At 34.3% G+C, this 25,278-nt stretch carries 17 protein-coding genes; 11 read left to right on the forward strand and 6 right to left on the reverse strand.

The genetic code is table 11. The annotated features are described in order from the left end of the window. The first annotated feature begins 11 nt into the window (after positions 1-11). The 6 genes from FXW34_RS11515 (at position 12) to FXW34_RS11540 (ending at position 5,958) form a co-directional block, all read left to right on the forward strand. Positions 12-1,025 carry a glycosyltransferase family 2 protein gene (locus FXW34_RS11515; protein WP_147534134.1) on the forward strand — a complete coding sequence of 338 codons (1,014 nt, stop codon included), beginning with the start codon at positions 12-14 and terminating at the stop codon, positions 1,023-1,025. 9 nt (positions 1,026-1,034) lie between these two features. After that, complete coding sequence (locus FXW34_RS11520; RefSeq protein ID WP_147534135.1) at positions 1,035-2,546, forward strand: MATE family efflux transporter; 1,512 nt, start codon at positions 1,035-1,037, stop codon at positions 2,544-2,546. A gap of 63 nt (positions 2,547-2,609) precedes the next feature. Beyond that, positions 2,610-3,557, forward strand: coding sequence for a glycosyltransferase family 2 protein (locus FXW34_RS11525; RefSeq protein ID WP_147534136.1), 948 nt, complete (start codon positions 2,610-2,612; stop codon positions 3,555-3,557). Beyond that, positions 3,542-5,269, forward strand: a complete 1,728-nt coding sequence (locus tag FXW34_RS11530; protein ID WP_147534137.1) for a DUF6020 family protein — start codon at positions 3,542-3,544, stop codon at positions 5,267-5,269. The genes FXW34_RS11525 and FXW34_RS11530 overlap by 16 nt, the downstream gene beginning before the upstream one ends. 4 nt (positions 5,270-5,273) lie before the next feature. Further along, positions 5,274-5,621 carry an EamA/RhaT family transporter gene (locus tag FXW34_RS11535; RefSeq protein ID WP_147534138.1) on the forward strand — a complete coding sequence of 116 codons (348 nt, stop codon included), beginning with the start codon at positions 5,274-5,276 and terminating at the stop codon, positions 5,619-5,621. Between the two features lie 19 nt (positions 5,622-5,640). After that, positions 5,641-5,958: an EamA family transporter gene (locus FXW34_RS11540; protein WP_147534194.1), complete on the forward strand. Its 318-nt coding sequence runs from the start codon at positions 5,641-5,643 to the stop codon at positions 5,956-5,958. A gap of 66 nt (positions 5,959-6,024) precedes the next feature. Here the strand turns inward: FXW34_RS11540 and FXW34_RS11545 are convergent, their stop codons facing one another. Continuing rightward, positions 6,025-11,715: a PA14 domain-containing protein gene (locus FXW34_RS11545; RefSeq protein ID WP_147534139.1), complete on the reverse strand. Its 5,691-nt coding sequence runs from the start codon at positions 11,713-11,715 to the stop codon at positions 6,025-6,027. Positions 11,716-11,979: 264 nt separating this feature from the next. Continuing rightward, positions 11,980-13,803, reverse strand: coding sequence for an LTA synthase family protein (locus tag FXW34_RS11550; RefSeq protein WP_147534140.1), 1,824 nt, complete (start codon positions 13,801-13,803; stop codon positions 11,980-11,982). A gap of 146 nt (positions 13,804-13,949) precedes the next feature. Here FXW34_RS11550 and FXW34_RS11555 point away from each other — a divergent pair, with 146 nt between their 5' ends. The 3 genes from FXW34_RS11555 to FXW34_RS11565 all read left to right on the forward strand — a co-directional run bounded on the left by FXW34_RS11555 (position 13,950) and on the right by FXW34_RS11565 (position 17,835). Next, entirely contained in the window at positions 13,950-14,819 is an 870-nt protein-coding gene (locus FXW34_RS11555) for a beta-1,6-N-acetylglucosaminyltransferase (protein ID WP_187118922.1), read from the forward strand. Positions 14,820-14,921: 102 nt separating this feature from the next. Then, positions 14,922-16,001: a glycosyltransferase gene (locus tag FXW34_RS11560; RefSeq protein ID WP_147534142.1), complete on the forward strand. Its 1,080-nt coding sequence runs from the start codon at positions 14,922-14,924 to the stop codon at positions 15,999-16,001. Beyond that, positions 15,994-17,835, forward strand: a complete 1,842-nt coding sequence (locus tag FXW34_RS11565) for a hypothetical protein (RefSeq protein ID WP_147534143.1) — start codon at positions 15,994-15,996, stop codon at positions 17,833-17,835. The genes FXW34_RS11560 and FXW34_RS11565 overlap by 8 nt, the downstream gene beginning before the upstream one ends. A 61-nt stretch (positions 17,836-17,896) precedes the next feature. Here the strand turns inward: FXW34_RS11565 and FXW34_RS11570 are convergent, their stop codons facing one another. The 3 genes from FXW34_RS11570 to FXW34_RS11580 form a co-directional block, all read right to left on the reverse strand. Next, entirely contained in the window at positions 17,897-19,345 is a 1,449-nt protein-coding gene (locus FXW34_RS11570) for a glycosyltransferase family 39 protein (protein WP_246141000.1), read from the reverse strand. A 61-nt stretch (positions 19,346-19,406) separates the two neighbouring features. Beyond that, positions 19,407-19,820: a GtrA family protein gene (locus tag FXW34_RS11575; RefSeq protein WP_147534144.1), complete on the reverse strand. Its 414-nt coding sequence runs from the start codon at positions 19,818-19,820 to the stop codon at positions 19,407-19,409. Between the two features lie 25 nt (positions 19,821-19,845). Then, positions 19,846-20,829, reverse strand: coding sequence for a glycosyltransferase family 2 protein (locus tag FXW34_RS11580; protein WP_147534145.1), 984 nt, complete (start codon positions 20,827-20,829; stop codon positions 19,846-19,848). Between the two features lie 422 nt (positions 20,830-21,251). On the opposite strand from FXW34_RS11580, the gene wecB reads away from it, so the two are divergent. Beyond that, on the forward strand, positions 21,252-22,397 hold the full coding sequence (wecB, locus tag FXW34_RS11585; RefSeq protein ID WP_147534146.1) for a non-hydrolyzing UDP-N-acetylglucosamine 2-epimerase: 1,146 nt from the start codon (positions 21,252-21,254) through the stop codon (positions 22,395-22,397). Positions 22,398-22,505: 108 nt separating this feature from the next. Here wecB and galU read toward each other — a convergent pair whose 3' ends face one another. After that, the gene (gene galU / locus FXW34_RS11590) at positions 22,506-23,381 is read right to left on the reverse strand and encodes a UTP--glucose-1-phosphate uridylyltransferase GalU (protein WP_147534147.1); all 876 of its coding nucleotides are present in this window, start codon (positions 23,379-23,381) and stop codon (positions 22,506-22,508) included. Positions 23,382-23,658: 277 nt separating this feature from the next. Here galU and FXW34_RS11595 point away from each other — a divergent pair, with 277 nt between their 5' ends. Next, the gene (locus tag FXW34_RS11595) at positions 23,659-25,260 is read left to right on the forward strand and encodes a transglycosylase domain-containing protein (RefSeq protein WP_147534148.1); all 1,602 of its coding nucleotides are present in this window, start codon (positions 23,659-23,661) and stop codon (positions 25,258-25,260) included. The last annotated feature ends 18 nt before the right edge of the window (positions 25,261-25,278 follow it).

The following is a 25,278-nucleotide window of genomic DNA, read 5'->3' on the forward strand; positions in this document are numbered from 1 at the left end:
GGGGAATGGATATGTCTTCACCATCGATCAGTATTATTGTACCCGTGTATAAAGCTGAGTCCTTTTTACACCAATGTATACAGTCCATATTGAATCAAACCTTTAAGGATTTTGAGCTTATTCTTGTAAATGATGGATCGCCCGATAACAGTGGAAAAGTTTGTGATGATTTTGCCTTAAAGGATGAAAGAATAAAGGTCATCCACAAAAATAATGAAGGCGTGAGTAAAGCAAGAAACACAGGTATTGATGCCAGTATTGGTAAATACTTAATGTTTTGTGACGCCGACGACTTTGTTGAACCAACCTGGTGTGAGGAAATGATCAACAAGGTTAAAGACCATTCAGTGGTAATATGCGGACACTACTTAAATAATCAAAAAGCTAACCAAAATACCATCTCACCAGTTTTATTAGGAAATGATGGTGACTATTTTTCTTTTAAAAAGAAAGATATTTTCCCTTATTATCAGAAGCATTTTATTAATTCACCGTGGAATAAAATTTTTAATGCGAAAATGATTAAACAAAATCAAATTCGATTCAATGAAAGTCTAAGCATTGGTGAAGACCTACTGTTTAATCTTGACTATCTCAAATTAGTAGACGAGGACATAATTGTCGTTAATAAGCCTTTGTATCATTATGTTTTAAGAGACACTGACAGTCTAACAATTAAATACCATGCGAACCAATTTGACATTTACAAACAGTTATTTACTGAAGTGTATAACTGTTTTAAATTATTTGGGGTCAACCTTAACGAGATTAAACCAGTATATTTCAACTTATATTTACATGCGCTAAACCACGTGTTTGAGCACAAATTTTTCAAGGAATCTAAACTATCATTTTTCAAAAAATGGAAGTATAACTCCATGGTATTAAAAAGTAAGGAATTTACTGAGTGTCTTCAAAATGCACAAATTACAGACATGAATAATTTATATGTTTCCTTATTAAAGTCTCAAAACTATCTACTAGTTTACTTATACAATTACCTACGTCATGTAAGGAATCATTAAGGAGTATTTATGAAAGCCAAACGTAGCATATTAAACATCATATTCGGACTCACCAGTCAGCTCATAATTATTTCCCTTGGTGTTGTAATTCCTAGACTTTTCCTCGTAAACTTCGGTTCAGAGGTTAATGGTTTTTTATCTTCAATCACGCAAATAATGGTGTATATGACGCTTTTTGAAGCGGGAGTTGGTGCCGCATCCTTACAAGCCTTATATAAACCTATTTCTGGCGGGGATAAACAAGGAATTAATTCTATATTAGCAGCAACTTCAAAGTATTATCGTAAAACGGGAATTTATTATTTTATTACCGTTATTATTATTTCAATCGGTTATCCTCTGGTTGTTAAAACTAGTTTGCCGACTTCAACGATCGTTCCTGTAATATTATTAACCGGTCTTGGTGGTGCGCTAAATTATTATTTTGTTGGTAAATACAGGATTTTTCTCGTAGCTGAAGGAAAAAATTACATTGAGACATCAATCGTTACGGTCATAAATATCTTGATTAATGTTGCGAAAATTGTATTGCTGTTAAACGGTTTCAGCATCATCGCTGTTCAAGCAGCTTATCTTATTTTATCCATCATCCAAGTAGTCGTCTTTCTTATTTATATTAGAAAAAATTATCAATGGCTCGACTTAAGTATCAAGCCAGATTTTGAAGCCATTAGCCAAAAAAACTCGGCATTGGTTCATCAATTTTCTACCTTGATATTTAGTAATACGACCGTGCTGATTCTAACACTCTTTACAAACTTAAAGGTTGTTAGTGTGTACGTTATGTATAATTTATTATTCAGTATTATCGACAATGTCATAATCACGATTAATAGTAGCTTAACCGCAGCGCTTGGCCAGACTTACCATGAAAGTCGAGAAAGATTTTTAAAATTTTATGATGTATATGAAACCTATTTTATGGCAATTATCTACGCGTTGTTCACCATTGCCTATATATTAATTTTGCCATTTATGAAACTATACACGGCGGGAATAACGGATATCAATTATATCGATACTATACTCCCAGTGCTATTTATTATCATAAAATTATTAGGTAATGCTAGGATTTCATCTAATAATGCAATAAACATTGCTGGACACTTTAAGAAAACGCAAAATCGTTCTTTGTTAGAATCCGGCATCAATATTGTATTTACTTTAATATTTGTGCAAATTTGGGGAATCTACGGAGCATTAATGGGAACAATCACGGCACTATTGTATCGCTCCATTGACATGATTGTATACTCAAGCAAAAACATCTTAGAGAGAAGTCCATTAATTACTTCGAAAAGATGGTTTATAAACGTGTGTTTATTTTTATTGATTATTTTCATTGCCGGAAAATTTGATATCAACCCAACATCATATATAGGAATAGTAGGTTGGGCAAGTCTACTAGTTGCCACAATATTACCAACTTATTTAATAGTATCATCAATTTTTGAAAAGGAAGTTTTCCTTTATTCAAAAGCGTTTTTTAATAGTTATTTTAATAAATCAAAACAAAATTAAGAGAAGCTCCTATATTGTTTGAAGTATAAAGTTTTTCTCTAAGGAATAGTTGAGAGGTGCATCATGGAAATAGCAATATTAATTCCTTGTTATAACGAAGAACAAACGATTGGAAAAGTAATTGATGATTTTAGAAAAGAACTCCCTCATTCAAAAATATATATTTATGATAATAATTCCTCTGACAAAACCTATGAGGTTGCAAAGCTTCATGGAGCGATTGTCAAAAAGGAAATCATGCAAGGAAAAGGGAACGTTGTTCGCTCTATGTTTAGAGATATTGACGCAGATATTTATGTGATGGTCGATGGTGATGATACGTACCCAGCAGAGTTTGTTCATGATTTAATGAAGCCGGTTATCACTCAAGAAGCCAATATGGTGATTGGGGATCGGCTTTCTAATGGAACATACTTTAACGAAAATAAACGATTGTTCCACAATACTGGAAATAACTTAGTCAAGGGTTTAATTAATCTTCTGTATAAAAGTCAGATAAAAGATATTATGACTGGCTATCGTGCGTTTGATCGATTGTTTGTTAAATCAATGCCTGTGATGAGTCCAGGCTTTGAAATCGAAACAGAAATGAGTCTCCATGCGCTTGATAAAAGATTCAAAATAAAAGAAGTGCCAATTGATTACCGTGACCGACCTGAAGGAAGCGAATCAAAGCTTAATACTTTTTCTGACGGTTTTAGAGTACTAAATATGATCTTCACATTATTTAAGGAATTTAAGCCGTTCCAGTTCTTTAGTATTTGGGCCGTGGTGTTTTTTATGCTAGGACTTGCAGTCGGAATTCCAGTCATATATGAATTCTTTAAAACAGACTATATTACAAAGGTCCCATCGGCCATACTTGCAGTAGGATTAATCATTCTTGCTGTACTATCTTTTGCTTGTGGATTAATTTTGGATACCATTTCATCGCAAAATAAAAAACAATATGAACTAGAACTTAATCGTTTATCATCTAATCTCGGAGGGGAAAAATGGAAGGGAAAATAGCATACTTAACCTTATGCCTAACTGCTCTAATTTCAACATTTGGGATATTTTTCTTCTATTTTCCAATCAAAAGCGTTCCAATTTTTATTGTGTTAACTGGCTTTTGCATCGTTCTTGCCCTTTATGTCATCTTTTATCGTTTGTATTTTCACGATTTGCGTGAGCTTCCGTATAAGCAACGGGGATTATTAATCTTTTTTTCTTCTTTGTTAGCTATATTTTTTTTGATTAGCTCAAGCGGGAATCAAGATTATTTAAGCGATAATTCCTTCGTTATCGTTATGCTGACTTACTGTGGTAGCTTTTTATTCATTTCTTTTCTTATCATATTTGTTACGATGTTTGCTTTAAGCAATATCGCTAATTCTAATGTACAAAATGCGAGCCTCAAGAACTTTGCCGTATATTTTATGATGATCTTTCTTGCAGGAATTTTTTATTGGGCTGCTTTTTATCCAGCAGCTATGTCTTATGATTCAATGTGGTCGTGGAATCAGGTCCATACGAAGGAATTCAATGATTGGCACCCTATCATGTTCACATGGCTCATCTTAGGACTTACTTATGTCTGGGACTCTCCAGCAATGGTGACAATATTTCAGATTGTTATTTTAGCCCTTATTTATGCTTATTCCTTTAGTCAATTACAAAAATTAGGATTAAATAAGTATTTATTGGTGTTTACGTGTATTTTACTAGCATTTTCCCCACCCTTCGGAAACTACACGATTGTCATTTGGAAGGATGTACTTTACAGTGGATGTTTATTGTTTTTTACAGTACACCTTTTCTTAATCGTAAGATCTAAAGGTAGCTGGCTTATCAGTAAGGGGAATATAGCCCTTTTTATATTATCATCCTTTGGAGTAATATTTTTCCGCCATAATGGGTTTCCAGTCTATCTACTAACGATGCTTATCTTGTTTTTATTTTATTGGAAATACGTATTTAAGCGAGCATTACCCTTATTTCTTTGCTTGGTCATTTTCCATCAAATCTTGACGGGCCCAATCTTTACTTATTTTAATATCGAGTCATCTGATCCAAATGAAGCATTAGCTATTCCGACCCAACAAATCGGGAACGTCATTAAAAATGATGGAAAACTTACGGAACAACAGCTCGAATACTTTAATTCAATCATGCCAATCCATTTATGGAAGGAGAATTATTATCCACATACTGTTGACTATATTAAATTTCATGGTGAATATGATCGTGATGTGATCATCGAAGATTATCCTTTATATTTTAAGATGTGGGGAAACACTGTGCTTCAAAACCCGAAACTAGCACTTGAGGCATTCTTTAACCAAACTTCGTTAGTTTGGCAAATTCGGACACCAGAAGGTTTTTCATTAACCTTTTTTACCGATATGAGTGAAAATGACGTAGGACTGGAAAGGAAACCATTAAGTTCGTTTCTGTCTGAAAAACTTACTAGTTATTTAGAGTTCTCGAGAGCAAATCCAATCCTTAATTTTGTATGGCGTCCTGCTTCTTACGCTTTTATCATTTTTGTATTTGCCATTGCATTTTTTATGAAAAACGGCTGGAAAGCTGGCGTTGTCCTCTTGCCATTTTTACTAAATATGCTCTCAGTTACAGCAGCCTTACCTGCTCAGGATTTCCGCTACTTATTTGCCAATGTATTGATTAGCTTTATTTTCCCTTTAATGGCGCTAATAAAACCCAATATTAAGGAGGAGTGAAGCTATGGAACAAAATACGAATACTCAAAATAAAACTTATCTTGGAATCATCTTAATGATATCTGCTGCTGTATGTACTTCATTTGGTCAATTATTTTGGAAATTATCCGAGGCTAATTTAAATATAGAATTAATATTCGGCTTCTTCCTATACTTTTTTGGTGCAGTCTTAATGATAGTAGCATTTCGTTTTGGGAAACTGTCTATATTACATCCACTATTAAGTATAGGTTATGTATTCAGCACCCTATTAGGTTCATTTTTTCTGAATGAAGTCATCAGTATTAGCTCGATTATGGGGATAATTTTTATTATGAGCGGGGTTATCTTGATTGGTGGTGAAACCAATTAATATATTATTGTTAATTTCAATGACTATTTTCGGTTCCTTTGGTGGTTTCTTTTTTAAAAAAGCCAGTTCACCTTTGGAGAACAGCAAAAAAATTAGCTCATTATTAATGTTTCTTGCGATTGGTGGGTTTTTTTATATTTCAGGAGCGGTAGTGAATATTATTTTATTGAAGAAACTCCCTTATTCAATCGTTTTTCCACTTACATCAGTGACCTATATTTGGACAATGATTATTTCTAAAATATGGCTTAATGAAAGGATTACGTCCAGAAAGCTTTTAGGGGTTACACTTATACTGATTGGATGCGTCCTACTATCATATAACAAACTAAATTGAGCAATAAAAAACCTAATATTGCATTTTTAATAGAACAAAAAGGTCCCAAAATTGGGACCTTTTTTATTAGCGATTGATAAAATTATAGAACTCCTGCATGAAATAGCCGATTTTTCCAGCCCATGCTTCATCAGAAGCATATTGATGCCAGCTATTATCAAAACGCATGTTATCCACGGTTGGTTGATAATACGGAAGTTTATCATCTGTATCCCAAGCTCTAATGACATAATTACTACTAATCCAGCTAGCACCGGCAATGATTCCGCCTTCAGGTGTCGTATAATCATATGCACCCTCAGCAGGCTTAGAATCTATCGCACCGATTCCATAGAAATTATATTTTGTTTTAGAGATGGCAGATGTTCCCCAACCTGTTTCTAAACCTGAATGAGCTAATAGGTAAACAGCATTCAAGCCACTTTGCTCTTGAGCTGTCAAATACGCATATCCCATACCTGACATTAAGGTCGTTCTTCCTTGAGTCTTATAATTAATGAAACTATTAATTTGCTCAGCGGTTACGGTTGCTTTTGAATTAAGTGGCGTAAAAATTGAAACCTGATTAGTAAACTGACCTGTTTTATGAAATTCGTATTTGATTAAGTTATAGCCAGAATTTCCATCAGTGCTTATTGCTCCCCATATCCAGCCTCGTTGTCCAGATTCTGTTTGAACATAATACCACTCAGAATAAGTGTTACCAGGAGTTTGAATATAAGAGATTATTTTTAATTTTGCTTTTGCAGGTACAGTTCCTATAGCTTGAGCACTAGAATTTGAATCACTTCTTAATGTGCGTGCCTCTTTTAATAGCCAGTAGTCTTCAGTAAGATTGGTTTCTAAATAATCTTTATGAACCCAACCAACTCGTCCATCCGTAGTCTGTATTCGTGCCGCATACGATGATTCTTCGATTACATAAACAATATCACCATATTTAAGCTCGAAGAATCTAGTATAGCTTGGATTATAGTAGGTTAAGTGTTTAGTATAATCCTTTAACTCATCCAAACTGCGGTATACTGGTAATTTCACAGCACTAATAAATTTAGCATTCTGCGAAGTAAGGTCAACAATATCAACTTTTAGCTCTGCACCTTGAAGATTATCATAGTATTCTACTTTAATCTCATGGAAACCTGCCTCTAAATTGATAATACTATCCTTGTAATCTGTTGAACTATCAACCCAAGAATCAATAATTCTATTTCCATCAACATATACTCTTATACCATCGTCAGACCAAGTTTTAATTTGGTAAATTCCAGTATTAAAATAAGCCTTTTTAATAAACTTTGCCGAGAAATTATCAGCAGGTATGGAGCTATGTGGCTTACCTGTTCCCCAATTAAAGTTTAGTGATGTTAACGGATTGACTGAACCTTTCCCTCCAAGCAGGATAGCGTTCCCAGTTAAATCTTGTTTCGGATACAAGTATCCAACCCATTGATCAGTACTTGTTACGTCACTTAAAGGTTGAATAAACATTTCCAAATTACTCGATCCACTCATTTCAAGATACTGAACTTCAATCCAATGCACATCTTTTTCACTTGGGTTTGTTACATTTCTATCACTTACAGTAAATGGAATACTTGTTTCCTCATTAAACGAGCTACTTGTCCATTTATCGTATACTAACTGACCGTCTACTAATACTCGAATGCCATCATCTACTCGCGTCCGCAGTACATATTCACCAGCAGGTAGTCGCTTTGCTGTACGATATTTAGCAGAGAACTGATCCACTGGAATTTTTTCTGACGGGCTACCTTCTCCATTATTATCGACTAACATTTTACTGTTCCCAGTTGGAGCTATTGCCTTAACAAATCCAGGCTTTCCACTCAACGCATTATTCGGATAATAATAGGCTGCCCAACTATCAAACGGTAAAATATCGGAGTATAAAAATGCATTTCCGACATTTTCATAATACTTAGTAATAATTTTATGGTCACCCGGTTGAACATTCAGCATTAACGCTTGGTCCACTATGCCATTCGAATTAGAATCAGACCATCGATTAATTTTAAGTTGATCATTCACTAATACTTGAACACCATCATCAGCTAATGTTTGGATAAAATAATCTCCTCCCGCTAAATAACGAGACTGATCAAAGTATCCTTCAAATCCATCGGCAGGTAAAGAACTATTAGGGCTTCCTGTTCCCCAATCATAACGAACAGTTTCACCGTAGTTATAGAAGAGCTTTTTGTTGCTTATCATATTGTAATCAACTTTTAATAAAGCTCCACCAGTATCTTCTCTGTATTCAACCACAATTTTGTGGCTACCTTTCTCCAGATACACTGCCGCTTTTTTAGGCTTAAACACATTGTCATTTACCCAATAATCTGCAATTAACTGATTATCCACCCATACTCTCACGCCGTCATCAGCTAACATAGTAAATTCATAGGTGCCTGCTTCAAACTGCTCTTTTTTAGTAAAGCGCATAGCGAAGTTGTCTTGAGGGAAATTGATCGTTGGTGCTTTAGTTCCCCAATCCATATTGATGCTGTCAATCATGCTTGAGGAGTTTTTTCCACCAATGATTTTAGGATTCCCTTGAAAAGTTGTATTAGAATATAATTCTCCAAGCCAAGTACCTTCACTAGCAGATTCATAAGGTTCAATATTGAACTCTAACTGACTGCTTCCAGCTCCTTCAAAGTACTGTACTTCGATCCAATGGACCTCTTTTTCCTTTGAATTAGATGTTTGGTTATCCTTAATCTCAACTTTCACGGCATCCTCATTGCCAGCGCCTAATGTCCAACGATCAATGACTACTTGACCGTCAATTAAGACGCGAATACCATCATCAGCTTTTGTTCTTATAATATAATCCCCTGCTGACATTCTTTTAGCTGTTGTATATTTGGCTGAGAAGTTATCCGCCTGATATCCGCTAACAGGACCATTAGTACCATGGTTTTCAGCTAGCTTATTTTGACTATTAGGAGAAACTACTTTTGCTGCAGTTGGTAATCCCGCTAAATTTTGATTTGGATAATAGTAAGCTAACCATGTATCAAATGGTACAACATCTGAGAATACCGCTGCACTACCAGTGCCTTCATAATAATGCGTCTTAACTCTATGCTCACCTTCACTAACATCCAGCCACAGTGCACGATTTATTTCTCCACCTGAGTCTGACCAGCGATCAATTAGCCACTTACCATCAGCTTCAACTTTAATCCCATCATCAGCTAATGTTTGGAAGAAATAGTCACCCTTTTCAAATGACTTAGACTGATCGAAAACAGCTGTGAAGTAATCTGCTGGCGCACCCACTTTTGGACTATTATTTCCCCAGTTAAAGTGCACAGCCTCACCTTTTTGAGTTGGAAGTTTGTAGAAACTAGCATAATTAAACAACAAATGTGCTGCTCCACTATTTTCGAAGTACTCTACTTTAATCGTATGCTCACCTTGGGACAGATAGATTTTACCTGTCTTTAGTTGCCTACCATCGCTATCCTTCCAAACATCAATAACCTTTTCATCATCCACATATACACGTACACCATCATCGGCTCTTGTTTCAAATTGATAAGTTCCATCTTCTAAATAAACCTTCTTAGTATAACGTGCAGAAAAGCGATCACCTGGAACCTTAGCTAATGGTGAGGAATTACCCCAGTTAAAGTCGATATTTTCTACTTTATTACTAGAGTTTTTACCTCCAATTACATAAGGCGTTCCTTGAAGTTCCATATTTGGATAGATTTCTCCAACCCATGAATTGTCAATGGCTTCTTTAAAAGGCTCAACGAAAAATTCTACCTTTGCAGCTCCCTTCGCCTCATAGTATTGAACTTCAATCCAATGCACATCTTTTTCAGCCGCGTTTGATACGTTACGGTTTTCAATAGATACCTTAGCTGCATCTTCTTTGCCATCACCCGGTGTCCATCTATCGATGACGAGTTTTCCATCAACGTAAACTCTTACACCATCATCAGCTTTCGCTCTGAAAATATAATCACCAGCAGGCAAGCGTTTAGCCGTTGTATATTTTGCTGAAAAATCATCAGTCTTAAAATTACTTTCAGGACCAGCTACATCAAAATTTTCATAGAGCTTTTTTAAACTGCCATGCGGAGAAATCACTTTGGCCTTTGTAGGAAGTCCACCAAGATTTGGATTAGGATAATAATACGCTACCCACGAGTCCAACGGAACAATATCAGAAAATACGGCTGCATCACCACTATTTTCATAGTAATGAGTTTTTACGGTTTGTTCGCCTTCATTGACTCCTAACCATAACGCACGGTTTATATCTCCACCGGAATCAGTCCAGCGATTAATTAACCAATTACCATTAGCTTCTACCTTAACCCCATCATCTGCTAAAGTTTGGATGAAGTAATCACCGCTACTAAAGCTCTTAGTTTGGTCGAAAACTGCAGTGAAAAAGTCATTGCCAATCCCGTTCCCAGGACTTCCGGATCCCCAATTATAATGAACTTCTCCACCTTTTTGGGTTGGAAGCTTTGCATAGCTACGATAGTTTACATTAAGCTGTGCGTGACCACCATTCTCAAAATATTCCACCTTGATAGTGTGTTCACCTTTTGAAAGTGTAACCCTTCCGGATCTCAAATTGTTCATTCCACTATCTTGCCAAGAATCGATTACTTTTTCGCCATCAACCCATACTCTAATGCCATCATCGGCACGTGCTTCAAATAGGTACATTCCTTCTTCTTGGAAATACTCCTTTTTCGTAAAACGCGCTGAGAAACGGTCGACAGGTACTTTTGCATTCGGAGATGAATTGCCCCAATTTAGATCAAGTCTATCTATCTTAGAAGCCGAGTTTCTTCCACCAATAATATATGGAGTTCCTTGTAGATTCATATTTGGATAGATTTCTCCAACCCATGAATCCTCAATTTCTTGCTTAAAAGGTTCCATGAAAAACTCGATTTTGCTAGCTCCCTTAGATTCGTAGTACTGTACCTCGATCCAATGGACATCCTTCTCTTCTTGATTCGAAACAGTCCGGTCATCAATAGAAAGTTTAATGGCATCCTCACGACCATCGCCGTCCGTCCAACGATCAATTACTAACTTCCCATCAACGTAGACTCTTACACCATCATCAGCTTTAGTCCTTAAAATATAGTCTCCTGCGCTGAGTCTTTTCGCCGTTACGTATCTTGCAGAAAAATCGTCTACCTTAAAGCCGCTTGTTGGTCCCCCTAGATTATGGTTCTCATAAAGCTTTTTAAGTGCTCCCTCAGAAGGTATAACTTTTGCAGCATTCGGTAAACCTGCAAGATTCTTATTAGGATAATAATAAGCAACCCAAGAATCAAAAGGCACTATATCAGAGAAAACCGCTGCTTCTCCACTATTCTCATAATACTCGGTCTTCACATTGTGTAATCCGGCATTAACATTTAGCCACAATGCACGATTAATATCCCCACCGGAATCAGTCCATCGATCAATCAAATACCTTCCATCGACCTTGACCCTTACACCGTCATCCGCTAAGGTTTGCAGGAAGTAATCACCTTGCTCAAACGAACGTGATTGATCAAATTCAGCTCTAAAATTATTTAGAGGGAAGTTTGCTGGTGAGCCCCCACCCCAATAATAGTGAACAGGTTGCCCTGGTGCTGGCTTGAAGGTTGCTATTTCACTAGCATTAGAATGGATTGTCCAACTGATTAGAGCCGCTGCCGTTAAGCCGATTCCCGCACCTCGTATTAAATTTTTGTGTTTCAATTTAAGAATCAACCCCAATCTTATTAATGAAAACTATAAAGATACCAATGTATCCCATTTAATATATTAACATATTAATATGTTGAGTTTTACCTTTTTCGACCATTTGTTTGCTATAATTCGCAACATCTTACTTTATTATTTCAACATAGAATAACTGTTATCTCAACATTAAAGTTTTTTCCAACATGCTGTAAGCCAATAGGCATTTAAGGTGGGAAAATAAGTAAAAAACACAACTCATCAATGAGTTGTGTTTTTTACTTATTTTTTAAAATGGTTTTTCCAATAGTATTGGCTATGCAAAAATTCATTAACCTTTTTTTGACTATCTGATGGTAATTTCTCAGTCAATTCTTTTGATTGAACATAGCGACCACTACTATGAATAGCGTCGACTACTGAACGAACTTCATTCGCTTGCTTCATAAACTCATTTCCTTCATAGCCTGCATAATCGAAGAATACATTCATGAGAAAATGTGGACCAATTGTGGGCCCTTTGTCATTAAGATCGTTATTGAGTACTTGATTTGCACTGTCATTACCCCAAATTAGATATGGAGTATTATAATAATTATAAAATCCTTCTTCATTGCTTGTGTCGAGATCAATACCTAATTTCTCATAAATGGTATTATTATCAGCTAACCATGGATTATGATCACCGAACAAAATGATCACAACTGGCTCTTCCTCATTTCTGAAATGGTCAACTAATTTTTTTAATTCCTCATTAGTACTACGTATACCAGCTAAATAATTATTAAAAATATTAAATTCTTCTGTAGTTAAACCTTCATTTAGCACAAATTTCTCCTCATACGTTCCACCATGAGGATATGGACCATGATTTTGATACGTAACATTAAAACTAAAGTATGGCTTACCGGTTTTCTTATTTTTTTCAAAGAGCTTAATTATTTGTGGAAATACTATGTTATCATTTGCAATTTCTCCATTTGCAAGCTCAGAATAATAATTCTCAAAGAAATAATAGTTTTCAAATCCTAGAAATTCATTCACATTTTTTCTGTTATAAAACCAATCATAGCAAGGATGACTTCCTTCCACTGTATAACCCTGCTCCTTAAAATAACGAACGTAAGAGTTTACATTGCTTCTATAACTAGTATCAGTTCTTGCAAAGCCAGTCAGAAAAGATCGTTCAGTATCCACTGTACCACCAGCAAATATATTCGTTATCAATTCACCAGAAACAGATTCTGACTGTAATTGATGAAAATATTCATAAACAGTCTCATTTATCTCAACTTGATCAAATTTTGTAAAATCATTGTAAGCTTCTAGCATAATCGAGATAACATTAACTTTTTTATCCATAGCTATATCCGAATAGTCGTATGCGGATAACCTCTTTTTAGTTTCCTTTTCATTATATCCTTCTGGCTTTTTTTCAAATGAGGTTTGAATACTATAAATAAATGGATACACAAAACCTTTTGAAATATACACTTGTGTCGATGACCATTGATTGATTATGCCTAAATTTTCTGTTTCAGAATAAACTTTACTGTTAGAGTACACATATTTATAAGAAATGGCACATATCAGAAGAACGATAATAATACCAATTAATCTTGATTTTAATTTTTTTATTTTTCCCTTAAATAAATACTTTCCAATTATCGTCCCCAATACACAAGCCACTATTACTGAATTTATTTTCCAATCAGAGTTAATCTCATATTTACCCATCATATCTTGGGCTTCAGAGAACAACCTCAAATCAGCTACAAGTAATGGATCATTCCTAATCATCAGCTTAAAATAATTAATCCATGTAAAACCTAAAGTTATGATGGATGTTAGTAAAAAACTGACCCATACTCGATTAAAAATGAAATATAATAAAAATATCAAGGAAATAACTGGGAATATATTCAAAAACGGAAGATATTGGATTTTAAAGTAAGAGAGAAACATCGGCATTATGTAATGAGCTGCACCAAAATACATACTGATAAGTCCTAGACATAATCCCATTAAGAAAATGATCAAAAAAGTAAATGGCCATTTTTGCAACATATGAAAAATATTCTTTAAGCTATTTTTTGAATTTGACATTACTAATTCCCTTTCATAATATAACTATTGAATTATTATATCATAAAATTATATCTATATAACGAATCAACCGCATTTCTAAACTCTCAATGCTTGGTAAGCTGCTGTTTAACATAAATATATACATACGGAGGAATTACACTTATATGCAAAAATACGCCTATTTAATAATGGCTCATAATAACTTCAAAGTTCTTGAGAAGCTAATCAAACTTATTGATTATGAAAAAAATGATATCTATATTCACGTAGATAAAAAGACAAAAGATTTTGATAAGGACTACTTCAGTACACTACCAAAGAAATCTAATATATATTTTGCACCTAGAATTGAAATCAATTGGGGAGGGTTAAGTCAAATCATATGTGAATTATCCCTATTAGAAATGGCTTGTGCTAAAAATTATAGCTATTATCATCTTTTATCGGGTGCAGATTTACCATTGAAATCTCAAGAATATATTCATGAATTCTTTGATAAACACCAAGGCAAAGAGTTTGTAGGATTTATTGAAGATTGGGATCAGAGCAGGATCAAGTATTATCATGTTTTTAATGAGGTAGGTAGAAATACGGATATCCCTTCGCGTATAAAAAGAAAAATGAATAACCTATTAGTAAAATCTCAGAAGCTGTTAAATGTTAATCTTGCCTCAAATAGAAATTTTGCTAAAGGAGCAAACTGGTTTAGCATCACCTCCAATTTGGCTCAATATATTCTTGAGAAAAAGCATGAGATTTTAAAACAGTATCGACATGCTGTTTTTGCTGATGAAGTTTTTTTACAAACTCTAATTATTAACTCAGAATTCAAGGATCATCTATATAAAGATATATACGAGGATGAATATGAAAATAATTTAAGACATATTGATTGGAAACGTGGAGGTCCCTACACATTCACGAAAGAAGATTATCACGAGCTTATGAATTCAAATAAACTGTTTGCAAGGAAATTCGATGAAAATGTGGATTTTGATATTGTAAACACGATTTATCATACTTTAAAAAATTAAGATTGTTCTGACGCTCTTTTATAGCAGTAACGCAGGTATATCTAGGCACATGGACGGAAATGATACATTCTATGAGTATAGATATGAACTGTGGAGGGCTTTATGGCAAAGAGCATAATAGTAGTAATACCTGCCTTTAATCCAGATAATAAGTTAGTTAACCTTGTGAATGAATTAATAACTGCTAACTTTAATCAAATTCTTATTGTAAATGACGGCAGTAAATCGAATAGTAAAGCCGTTTTTGATCAATTACATCATTTAAAAGAATGCACTATTTTGAATCACGCTGTTAACCTTGGAAAGGGCAGAGCTTTGAAAACTGCGTTTAATTATGTATTAAACTATTTTGCTGATTCAGTTGGAGTAGTAACAGTTGATGCCGATGGTCAGCATTCTGTTAAGGATATTAGTAAAGTGGCACACAAATTATTAGATTGTGAAAACAGTTTGGTTTTAGGAGTTAGAAATTTTTCTTTAAAAGACATTCCTTTTAGAAGCCGTTTTGGAAATTTGATTACCATTAAGGTTTACAGCCTAGCATCAGGAATAAAGATAGCTGATACTCAAACTGGTTTAAGAGGAATACCTAACCACTTTATGAAGATATTAATGAATCTTAATGGAGAAAGATTCGAATACGAAATGAATATGCTGCTTGAGTGTAAATCGAAAAATATTACGATAGAACAAGTGGAAATTGAGACAATTTACATTGAAGCTAACAAATCATCACATTTCAACCCGATTATAGACTCAATCAAAATATACTCGTTATTTTTAAAATACTTGTTTTCATCACTACTTTCCTTCGGGATAGATATTTTACTATTTTCAGTACTGTTAATGTTATTAAAAGGGATATTACCAGCATATTATATTATTGGTGCAACCATTGGAGCTAGGATACTATCATCTCTATTTAATTATTTAGTAAATAGGAATATTGTGTTTAACTCTAACTCCCAAAGTGCAATTATTAAATATTACACGCTTAGCATTACGCAGATGTCAGCATCTGCCTATGGAGTGTTCATTTTCTACTCACTCATCGGTCGTAACGAAGTATTAATAAAGATTGCAGTTGATGCTGTATTATTTTTATTGAGTTTTTATATCCAAAGAGAATGGGTATTCAACAATAAAACCATTCCGTCTAGTCAGGTGGTACAAAGTGACTGATTATCTTAACTTTGGATTACTCTTTTTGTCCTTTACCGGATGGGGAATGTTTATTCACCATAAACTAAAGATATATCCAGCGTTTATCCCCTTATTTCTCTTTTCAATGATAACCTGCACTGTTTTCGGTGCAGGATTATTACATTTCATGCCTGAAATGGTCGTATTTATTTTCTATTTTGGCTTGCTTTTATTTGTTGTATATACCTACTTACTTTTCAAAGGGGTCATTCAGTTAAGAGCATTGGCATTACCTTCAATTGTAATATTTATTTTATTTTCCATATACAGCACATTACTACTAAAAGGTGTCTCCTTGCTTCATTATGATAATTTTAGCCATTGGGGATTAGTTGTAAAAGAAATGTTTAGAATTGACGCATTACCCAATGATTCAACGATTGTATCATTCAGAAATTATCCTCCTGGCAGTGCAGTCTTCATATACTTTGTTTGTAAAATTATTGGGTATAGCGAGAGCCACACCTTAATGGCACAAAGTTATTTAATTGCCGCAAATTTATCTGTTTTATTTACATTTTGCACATGGAAAAAATACGCCTATACAATGATAAGTTTTGTAGTAAGTATTATATTATTGTTGATTATCAAAAATAATATTTATGATTTATTAGTGGACACGTTATTAGCATTAGTTTCCCTATCTGTTTTTGTTGTAGCTTATTATTATCGTAATAACTGGAAGAAGAACTTATTAGTGAACGTATCCTTACTAATATTGTTAGTGTTAATAAAGGATAGTGGGAAAATATTTCTCATTTTTGATCTTATACTTATTTTAGGGATTATGATTTTCCAAGTTACGACACAGGAGAAAAGTTTCTTCTTAAACATAAAAAAACTAAGTATGGGACTATTATGGTTACTTATAGCTCCATTATTTATTAATTTTTTATGGACGAAGTATGTGGAAAATGCCTATCCGGCAGTTGGTGTTGAGAACAATAAATTTGCATTAAGCACAAATAAAATTACCGAAATAAACAAATCTGAGGAGTTTATTTCCAATTTAGCTCCCATGGTTATTCGTGCATCAACCGATTTAAGCCATAATAACAATTTTAAGAGTGTGCTATTATTGACCGCACTCTTAATAATATTTATCATATACATTTTCATAAAAAACAGAAAAATACCGAGACTTTTATTAGCATCTACTATGTATTCGATTTTCATTTATATATGTTATATTTTGCTTTTATATTTTATGTACCTGTTCTTAATGCCTGAAGTTGAAGCAAATTTCTTAGCTGGGTTCGAACGCTACCAATCGACAGTTGTAATCTTCATTTCTGGATTACTTATGTTTTCTATCTCACTGGAATGGTCTAGAATGGTACATCTACAAACATTTCATTATCAAAAATTGATAAGTTCCCTACTGCTTATTTTCATCTTCCTTTTCCCATTCTACGAAAACGCTGAAACACTGATTAGAAGGCCTGACATTAGCAATTCAATTAGACTCCAGGTTAAACAGGAATTTGAAAAGATTAAAAGTACCGGTATTTCCAACCCAAAGGTAATATACTATAGTCCAAGGAGTACGGGCGATCAGGGATATCTTTACAATACGTTAATTTACGAGCAACTTTCATTTAATTTCGCTTATTTCACGGGTATTCCTAACGAACAAGATCGTGATCAACTTTTAGCTTCCATTAAAGCATCAGATTTTTTGGTTGTAATAGATTCAGACAAAGACTTTAATAAATATTTTCCGCACCTTTTTACGGAAATTACTACAATACCGAAGGGTACATACAAAGTGATTCACAACCAAGATCGCATAGCTCTAACGCCTTTGAATTAATGTGAACAACACAATATAAAAAAGGGAAGCATAGTTTGGACCATGCTTCCCTTTTCGATATTTAAGCTTTCTTTATAACCTTTTTTAGACTTCCTTTAATTAGTTCAAATAATATAAATATCCCATAACTTTGGAGTATGATAAAACACGGCATAATGAAATATCTGTACCTTGTTTGTATTTCAATCAATAGGTGGACTGCAACATAGCCTAAAATTAATAAGAAAACTAGCGCAAGCTCCTTCCTAGAGAACTTATTAATCATTATTTTTACGAGTGATATTATCCCGAAGAAAATCATCACTAAATACATAAGTCTTTCTAATTTGAACAGATTATTAATGATTGGAATTCTTTCGGCATGCCCCAAACTCCACTCTAACGCTCCATCAAATCCAGACCACATCGAGCCTAACTTGGCCCAAAACAGCTTAAGTAATTTTTGTTTATCAGCAATTCTTTCATTTATTAATTCTGTTTCAGCTTTCTCTCTTTCATCACCTACAGGATATTGACCAACGAATTCTGCATCCTCATTGCTATACCAACCACCTGATTCATGGTTAAAACCTAGCACAAATTTCCATTGCGGATCACGATTAGACAATGGATATTTTGTTATATCCATTGCTATAAACAACTGACTAATAAAGAAATGTATCAGGAAGTATGTTACTAGAATTCCGGCAACTTTTTTTATCGTATTAAGTTTCCTTTGCTTATCTGCACCCAAAAATTGTGTCAAGAAGAGGTAAATTCCTATTGCCAATAAAATAAGGCTTCCCAACGGACGAATAATATCTCCAAGCGCTATTAGAACAGCTGAATAAATCCATAATGGCCTTTTTGATTCCTCATTTAAAATCAAAAGATAAAACCCTAAATAAAAGAGGAATGTGGCAAGATGCTGATTAGTTAACACGGAAGACATCACAATGCTTGGAATAAAGGCAGCATAAATAATCCCAGCAATTCTACCAGTGGTCTCATTAAAAATTTTCGCAGAAATTTTATAAACTAATACGGTTGTTCCGACTGAATAGATAATATTTAGCAGCTTAAGTATAAAAGGCCCCTCACCAAATAATTTAATGATAACGGCTTGATACATTGTAAATCCTAATTGATATACCCATGTAATAAAATAAGGAGTATCTGTGAATTGAAAATTCCCCTTCGAGGCATCAATCGCCCCCTGATACATAACCGAAAAATCAGATATTATCGGGGTATTTACATTTAAAACCCAGACAAGTCTAGTGACAAAGGCAATTAGCACCAAAAAGACAATAAACAAAGTCTTGTTCTTTAATACATGATTTACGATAAGTGGAACTAGTAATAAAAAAAGGCTAATTAAAGCCAAATCATACATAATGGTTCCATTAAATCCATAATTATTTCTCACAAATGTAAATACATTATAAAATGTAATAATAAAGAAAAGGATCGTTAATCCTTGTAAGAATCTATGTGAAAATATTTGAAACTTGGTTCCTTCATTAACCACTCAGTTCACCCTTCTTGTTCTCAAATTAAATATGGACGCCAAATTGTATCCATAATTAATATCAATTGTTATGAGACCCTTTTTTAAAGACAAAATATTTACTTGCAAAATAATTAAAAACGATCACTAGAATATTGGCAAAGATTTTTGAAAACAAGTCGTCTAATTTGAAATATTCTATTGCAATAATCATCGTTACAATATCAAGAAAATATGACAATAACCTAAAAAACGTAAAGGTCATCATCTCTTTCATTACAATAATGAAATTCATTTGTTTGCTTCTAAAAACATAAAGCTTGTTAGTGATAAATGCAAAAATCACAGAAATAATCCAAGCAATCGTTGTTGCAACTTTGTAGTCGAGATTAAATCTTACTAATATTGCATAACTAATAATGTTTATCAGTGTTGTTAGAACCCCAAAAAACACATAGCTAATTACATCATTTTTCTTTGCTAATGATAATGACATACGTCTAAAACTCCATATAATTTACTTAGTTTCGATTTGCAGAATAATAATATTCAGTTGCTTGCTTTTTGTTTAAAGCTTTTTCATCATTATATTCATCTACAAAATATAATGGTCTTCCCTTCGTTTCATTAAAGACTCTTCCTAAATACTCCCCAATAATTCCAAGTGAGATTAATTGAATACCGCCTAGGAAAAGAATGATAGTCATTAACGATGGATAACCCGCAACTGGTTCACCCATGATGATTGTTTTAAGAATAACCCAAATCATATACATAAAAGCAAAAATTGATACCGTAAAACCGAAGATTGATGACAATCTCAACGGATTGGTTGTAAATGAAGTAATTCCTTCAATAGCTAAATCCACTAATTTAATATAGTTCCATTTCGTTTCTCCAGCTGCTCGAGGATCTCTATCAAATAAAATTTCCTTTTTATTATAGCCAATCCAACTAAACATCCCTTTAGTATATCGTTGTGTTTCACGTAATTGCTTTAATGCTTCAACACACCGACTGTCTAAAAGCCTAAAATCACCTGTATCCTCTTGAATTGGGACCCTTGTTATCTTTTGCAAGACACGATAGAATGCACGAGATGTCCACTTTTTTAACCAACTCTCACCAGCTCTACTCTTTCTCTTTGCATAGATATCGTCATACCCATCTTCCCAATAACTTATCATTTCAGGAATTAATTCTGGGGGATCTTGGAGATCTGCATCTAAAATAATTACGGCATCTCCCAACGCATAATCCAGTCCAGCAATCATCGCAATTTCTTTCCCAAAGTTTCGCGAAAGATCAACATATGACACTCTGTTGTCTTGTTTTCTCAGAGATTTAATAATATTTAGGGTTTCATCCTTACTACCATCATTTACAAAAAGCAATTCAAAACGATAGCGAGGAAGTTGATTTATTACTGTGCTTAAGCGATTATATAGTTGATATAGTACATCCTGCTCATTATACGCAGGAATAAGTATCGTTATTTTTTTCAAATTAAATCCTCCTGAACATAATAAAAAAGTCTTATCAGAAAAAAATATTGATAATATTTACATCATTTCCCTATGGACTACTTTTTAGTACCTCTAATAAATAATATCAATATACTATCTTAGAACTTCAAAGGATGATTATACATTAAGTATTCACCTTTTAAAAGCACTGTTTATCACCCGTAAAAACAGATAAATATGGATTATTTCATATTTCTCATAAAAACGACAATCAACTGCAATGTGTTGCTTGTGAAAAATGATATTATCCTACAAAACTTTATTTTAACATAGAAATGGTTTTCATTCGAATATCATTTTAGTTCTAGTTGTTTATCTGATATTATCAAAGGTGACAATAATCTTATTTATATTTAATATCGTACAGAAGAATGAAGATTCCTACGTTTTGGAGGTTTATGATGAATAATAACAAAATAAAGGTTATGACCGTTTTTGGTACAAGACCGGAAGCAATTAAAATGGCACCACTTGTTAAAGAGTTAGAGAAACACACTGACCACATTGAATCAATCGTAACTGTCACTGCTCAGCATCGACAAATGTTGGATCAAGTATTAAATATCTTTGAAATTGTTCCAAATTATGATTTAAACATTATGAAGGATCGACAAACGTTAGTCGATGTGACAACCCGCTGTTTAGAAGGGCTAAACCAGGTTATTCAAGAGGTGAAACCAGATATAGTCCTTGTACACGGTGATACTTCTACCACATTCGTTGCAAGTTTAGCAGCGTTTTATAATTCCACCATGATTGGACACGTTGAAGCTGGCTTACGTACAAGAAACAAATATTCTCCATATCCAGAGGAAATGAATCGACAACTAACAGGTGTGTTAGCTGATTTACATTTTTCGCCAACTAGCCAATCAAAAAACAATCTTCTATCCGAAAACAAACTGGAAGATACCATTTTCGTAACAGGAAATACAGCGATTGATGCATTACAAACGACTGTCAAACCACAATACTCCCATCCTGTATTAGAAAAGGTTGGTAGCGATCGCTTAGTCCTAATGACCGCACACCGTCGCGAAAATACCGGTAAACCAATGGAGAATATGTTTACAGCTATTAGAAGATTAACAGAAAAACATGATGACATTCAGGTAGTTTATCCTGTACATATGAACCCAGTAGTTCGTGAAATCGCCAATCGAATCCTAGGAGAAAATGATCGAATCCATTTAATTGAACCGCTTGACGTTATTGACTTCCATAATTTCGCTTCTAGAGCTTATTTGATATTAACGGATAGTGGCGGAGTTCAAGAGGAAGCACCTTCATTAGGGGTACCGGTGTTGGTATTAAGAGACACTACGGAGCGACCAGAAGGCGTTGCAGCTGGTACTTTAAAGTTAGCAGGAACTGACGAGGAAACAATCTTTGAGCTTGCAGATGAATTACTGAACGATAAGACTGCACATGATAAAATGGCGAAAGCATCAAATCCATATGGTGATGGGAAAGCATCTAAACGAATTGTCGAAGCAATTCTTTATCATTTCAAGGTTACAAACGAAAGACCCAAAAACTTCGGGTAAAATTAACATTTTTTAGGTTCACCATATAAAAGGAGTGCAATCACAAAAATGATTGCACTCCTTTTTTCTTTTACATTTCAATCTGTTAACAAGCTTAATGGAACTAAATTATTGATTTTCTCTTAATTTTTCTTCCATGAATTTCAACAAGTCATCTCTTAGTTCTTTCTTCTCTAAAGCAAATTCGATAGTGGTTTCAATAAAGCCCAATTTCTCTCCAACATCGTACCGTTTCCCTTCAAATTCATAGGCAAATACGCGTTGAATTTGGTTTAAGTTCTCGATGGCATCGGTAAGCTGGATTTCCCCGCCTGCTCCAACCTCCTGCTTATCTAAAAACATGAAGATTTCAGGTGAGAATACATATCTTCCGATAATCGCTAAATTGGAAGGTGCAGTTCCCAGTGCAGGTTTTTCTACAAAGTTACGGACCTGGAAGGAACGGCCAATCTGCTCAATTGGATCAATGATTCCATAACGATTTGTCTCATCATCTGGGACTCTTTTTACACCAATAACGGATGAATGAGTTCGATTATACTCATTCATTAATTGCTTTAAGCAAGGAGTTTCCGCTTGGACTATATCATCACCTAGTAACACAGCAAAAGGCTCGTTACCGATAAAGTTACGTGCACACCATACCGCATGACCAAGACCTCTAGGTTCTTTTTGTCTGATGTAATGGATGTCAACCATTTTCGATGTCTCTTGGACAGCTTCTAATAATTCTAATTTCCCTTTATCCAGTAAGTTTTGTTCAAGTTCAAAAGCGTGGTCAAAATGATCCTCAATTGCCCGCTTTCCTTTACCAGTAACAATAATAATATCTTCAATTCCAGATTCAATTGCTTCTTCAACTATGTATTGAATAGTCGGTTTGTCGACAATTGGTAACATTTCTTTTGGCATCGCTTTTGTAGCTGGTAAAAAACGAGTACCAAGACCTGCAGCAGGAATAATGGCTTTTCTTACTTTTTTCAATGTTGATTCTCCTTTTTCAAAAGTTTATGTATTTTATAATCTAGAACAACTTCATTTGAATATATTTCCTCACGATACATACAACCAAAATTATTCCATAACCTGAGAAAATATTCAACCAACCACTTAGTGAAATGCTACTCGCAAACATTTTTTATTTTATCAGAATAACATTATTTGTATGCACCCTCCTTTCCCATTGCAAAAAACTCCTATTTCCTTCCATCATTTCATAGTACAATAGTCCTGTTGGAATTTTTTCAGAAAGGTTGATAAGATGCAAAAATGGTACCGTATTAAGAATCGCATTATATCCAATGCACTCATACTGCTAACTAGCGGTCTTTTAATTTTTTTAGCCACAGAGATTTTCGCTGTGAAAAATAAACTTGATAACCCCACCCAAACGTTATTTTTAGATAGCAACAACAAACAAATTAATAAAAGAAATGCAAAGAACCAGCACGAAACGCTTTCACCGAAAATATACTCATATTTAGCTAAAGAAATAGACACCGCTTCTCTTTCAGATCAAAGCTTTAGCTCCAATCCATTTCGACGTTCAATATGTAAGCTGTTATTGACTTCATTCTATGATGATAGGGATTTAGTTAATATTGCTCTTGACCAACTATATTTGGGTAACGGAAACATCGGAATAGATTCTGGTGCAATCTATTACTTTAATAAGGAACTTAAGCAAACTTCCGAATTAGAGCAGCTATTCCTTTTGTCAAAAGGAATACACGAAAATAAGGCAGGATCGACAGCTGAGCAATTTAAAAAATTTATCAGTCAGCTTGATGGTTTACAATATTCTGATGAACAAATTGATAAACTGCTTCATTCACTTTATCATGAGCAATCCTACGCGCAATCCTATCTTCAGCAAACCATTACGGAGGCGACATCAATTTTAAATATTTCAGAAGAAGCCTTAATCCGGAGTGGATATATTATTGAAACGAACCTTAATAAAACCATTCAAAGGGAAATTCACTCACAATTTGCTCAAAAGCATAATTTCCCCGAGCAAGAAGGCTTTCATGTTGAAAGCGGCATGGTCATTCTTGATCGAAATACCGGGGCTACTGTTGCTTTAATGGGCGGAAGGAATTATCAGCATAATTCTTTAAATAGAGCAAGTGACATCAAACGTCAGCCTGCATCAACCTTTAAGCCATTAATCGTTTATGCTCCCGCACTAGAACAGGGCTGGGCTCCTACCGATCAATTAATGGATGTGCCATTAAAAATAGGCGACTTTAAACCGAGAAACTACGACCATACATTTAGACAGCAAACTTCATTAGAGGAAGCTTTAGTCCATTCCTATAACGTACCAACCGTGTGGCTTTTATATAAAATTGGACTTAAAAATGGACTAGATTATTTAAAGAAATTCGATTTATTTGAAATCGACGAAATGGATGGCTATCAATTAGCGTTAGGCTATTCAAGTAAGGGGTCTAATCCACTTGAAATCGCTCAAGCCTATACCATTTTCCCCAATGAAGGAACGATGTTTGTAGCTTCAACCATCCGGACAATTAAGACTACATCTGGGAAAGCTGTATATAAAGCAAAGCCAAATAAAAAGTCTATTATTACAAGTAAAACCGCAAAAACTATGGATAAGCTTCTTCAAGAGACGGTAAAGACTGGAACAGGAAGCAAAGCGTACATCGAGGGACAGACTATTGCCGGAAAAACAGGAACGACTTCTTATGATGGCTGGTTTGTTGGATATAACAAGGAGTTTGTATCAGCAGTTTGGATGGGTCCGGATGAAGTCAATCCAAAGAGAAAAATTAGTGTAGATGGCGGTGGCTATCCAGCACTCCTTTTCAAAAAGGTCTTCACCGAAATATCAAAATAATGATCTATCTACTCATAT

This window comes from Bacillus marasmi, from assembly GCF_902168435.1.
In the GTDB taxonomy this organism is placed as follows: domain Bacteria; phylum Bacillota; class Bacilli; order Bacillales; family Cytobacillaceae; genus Bacillus_BU; species Bacillus_BU marasmi.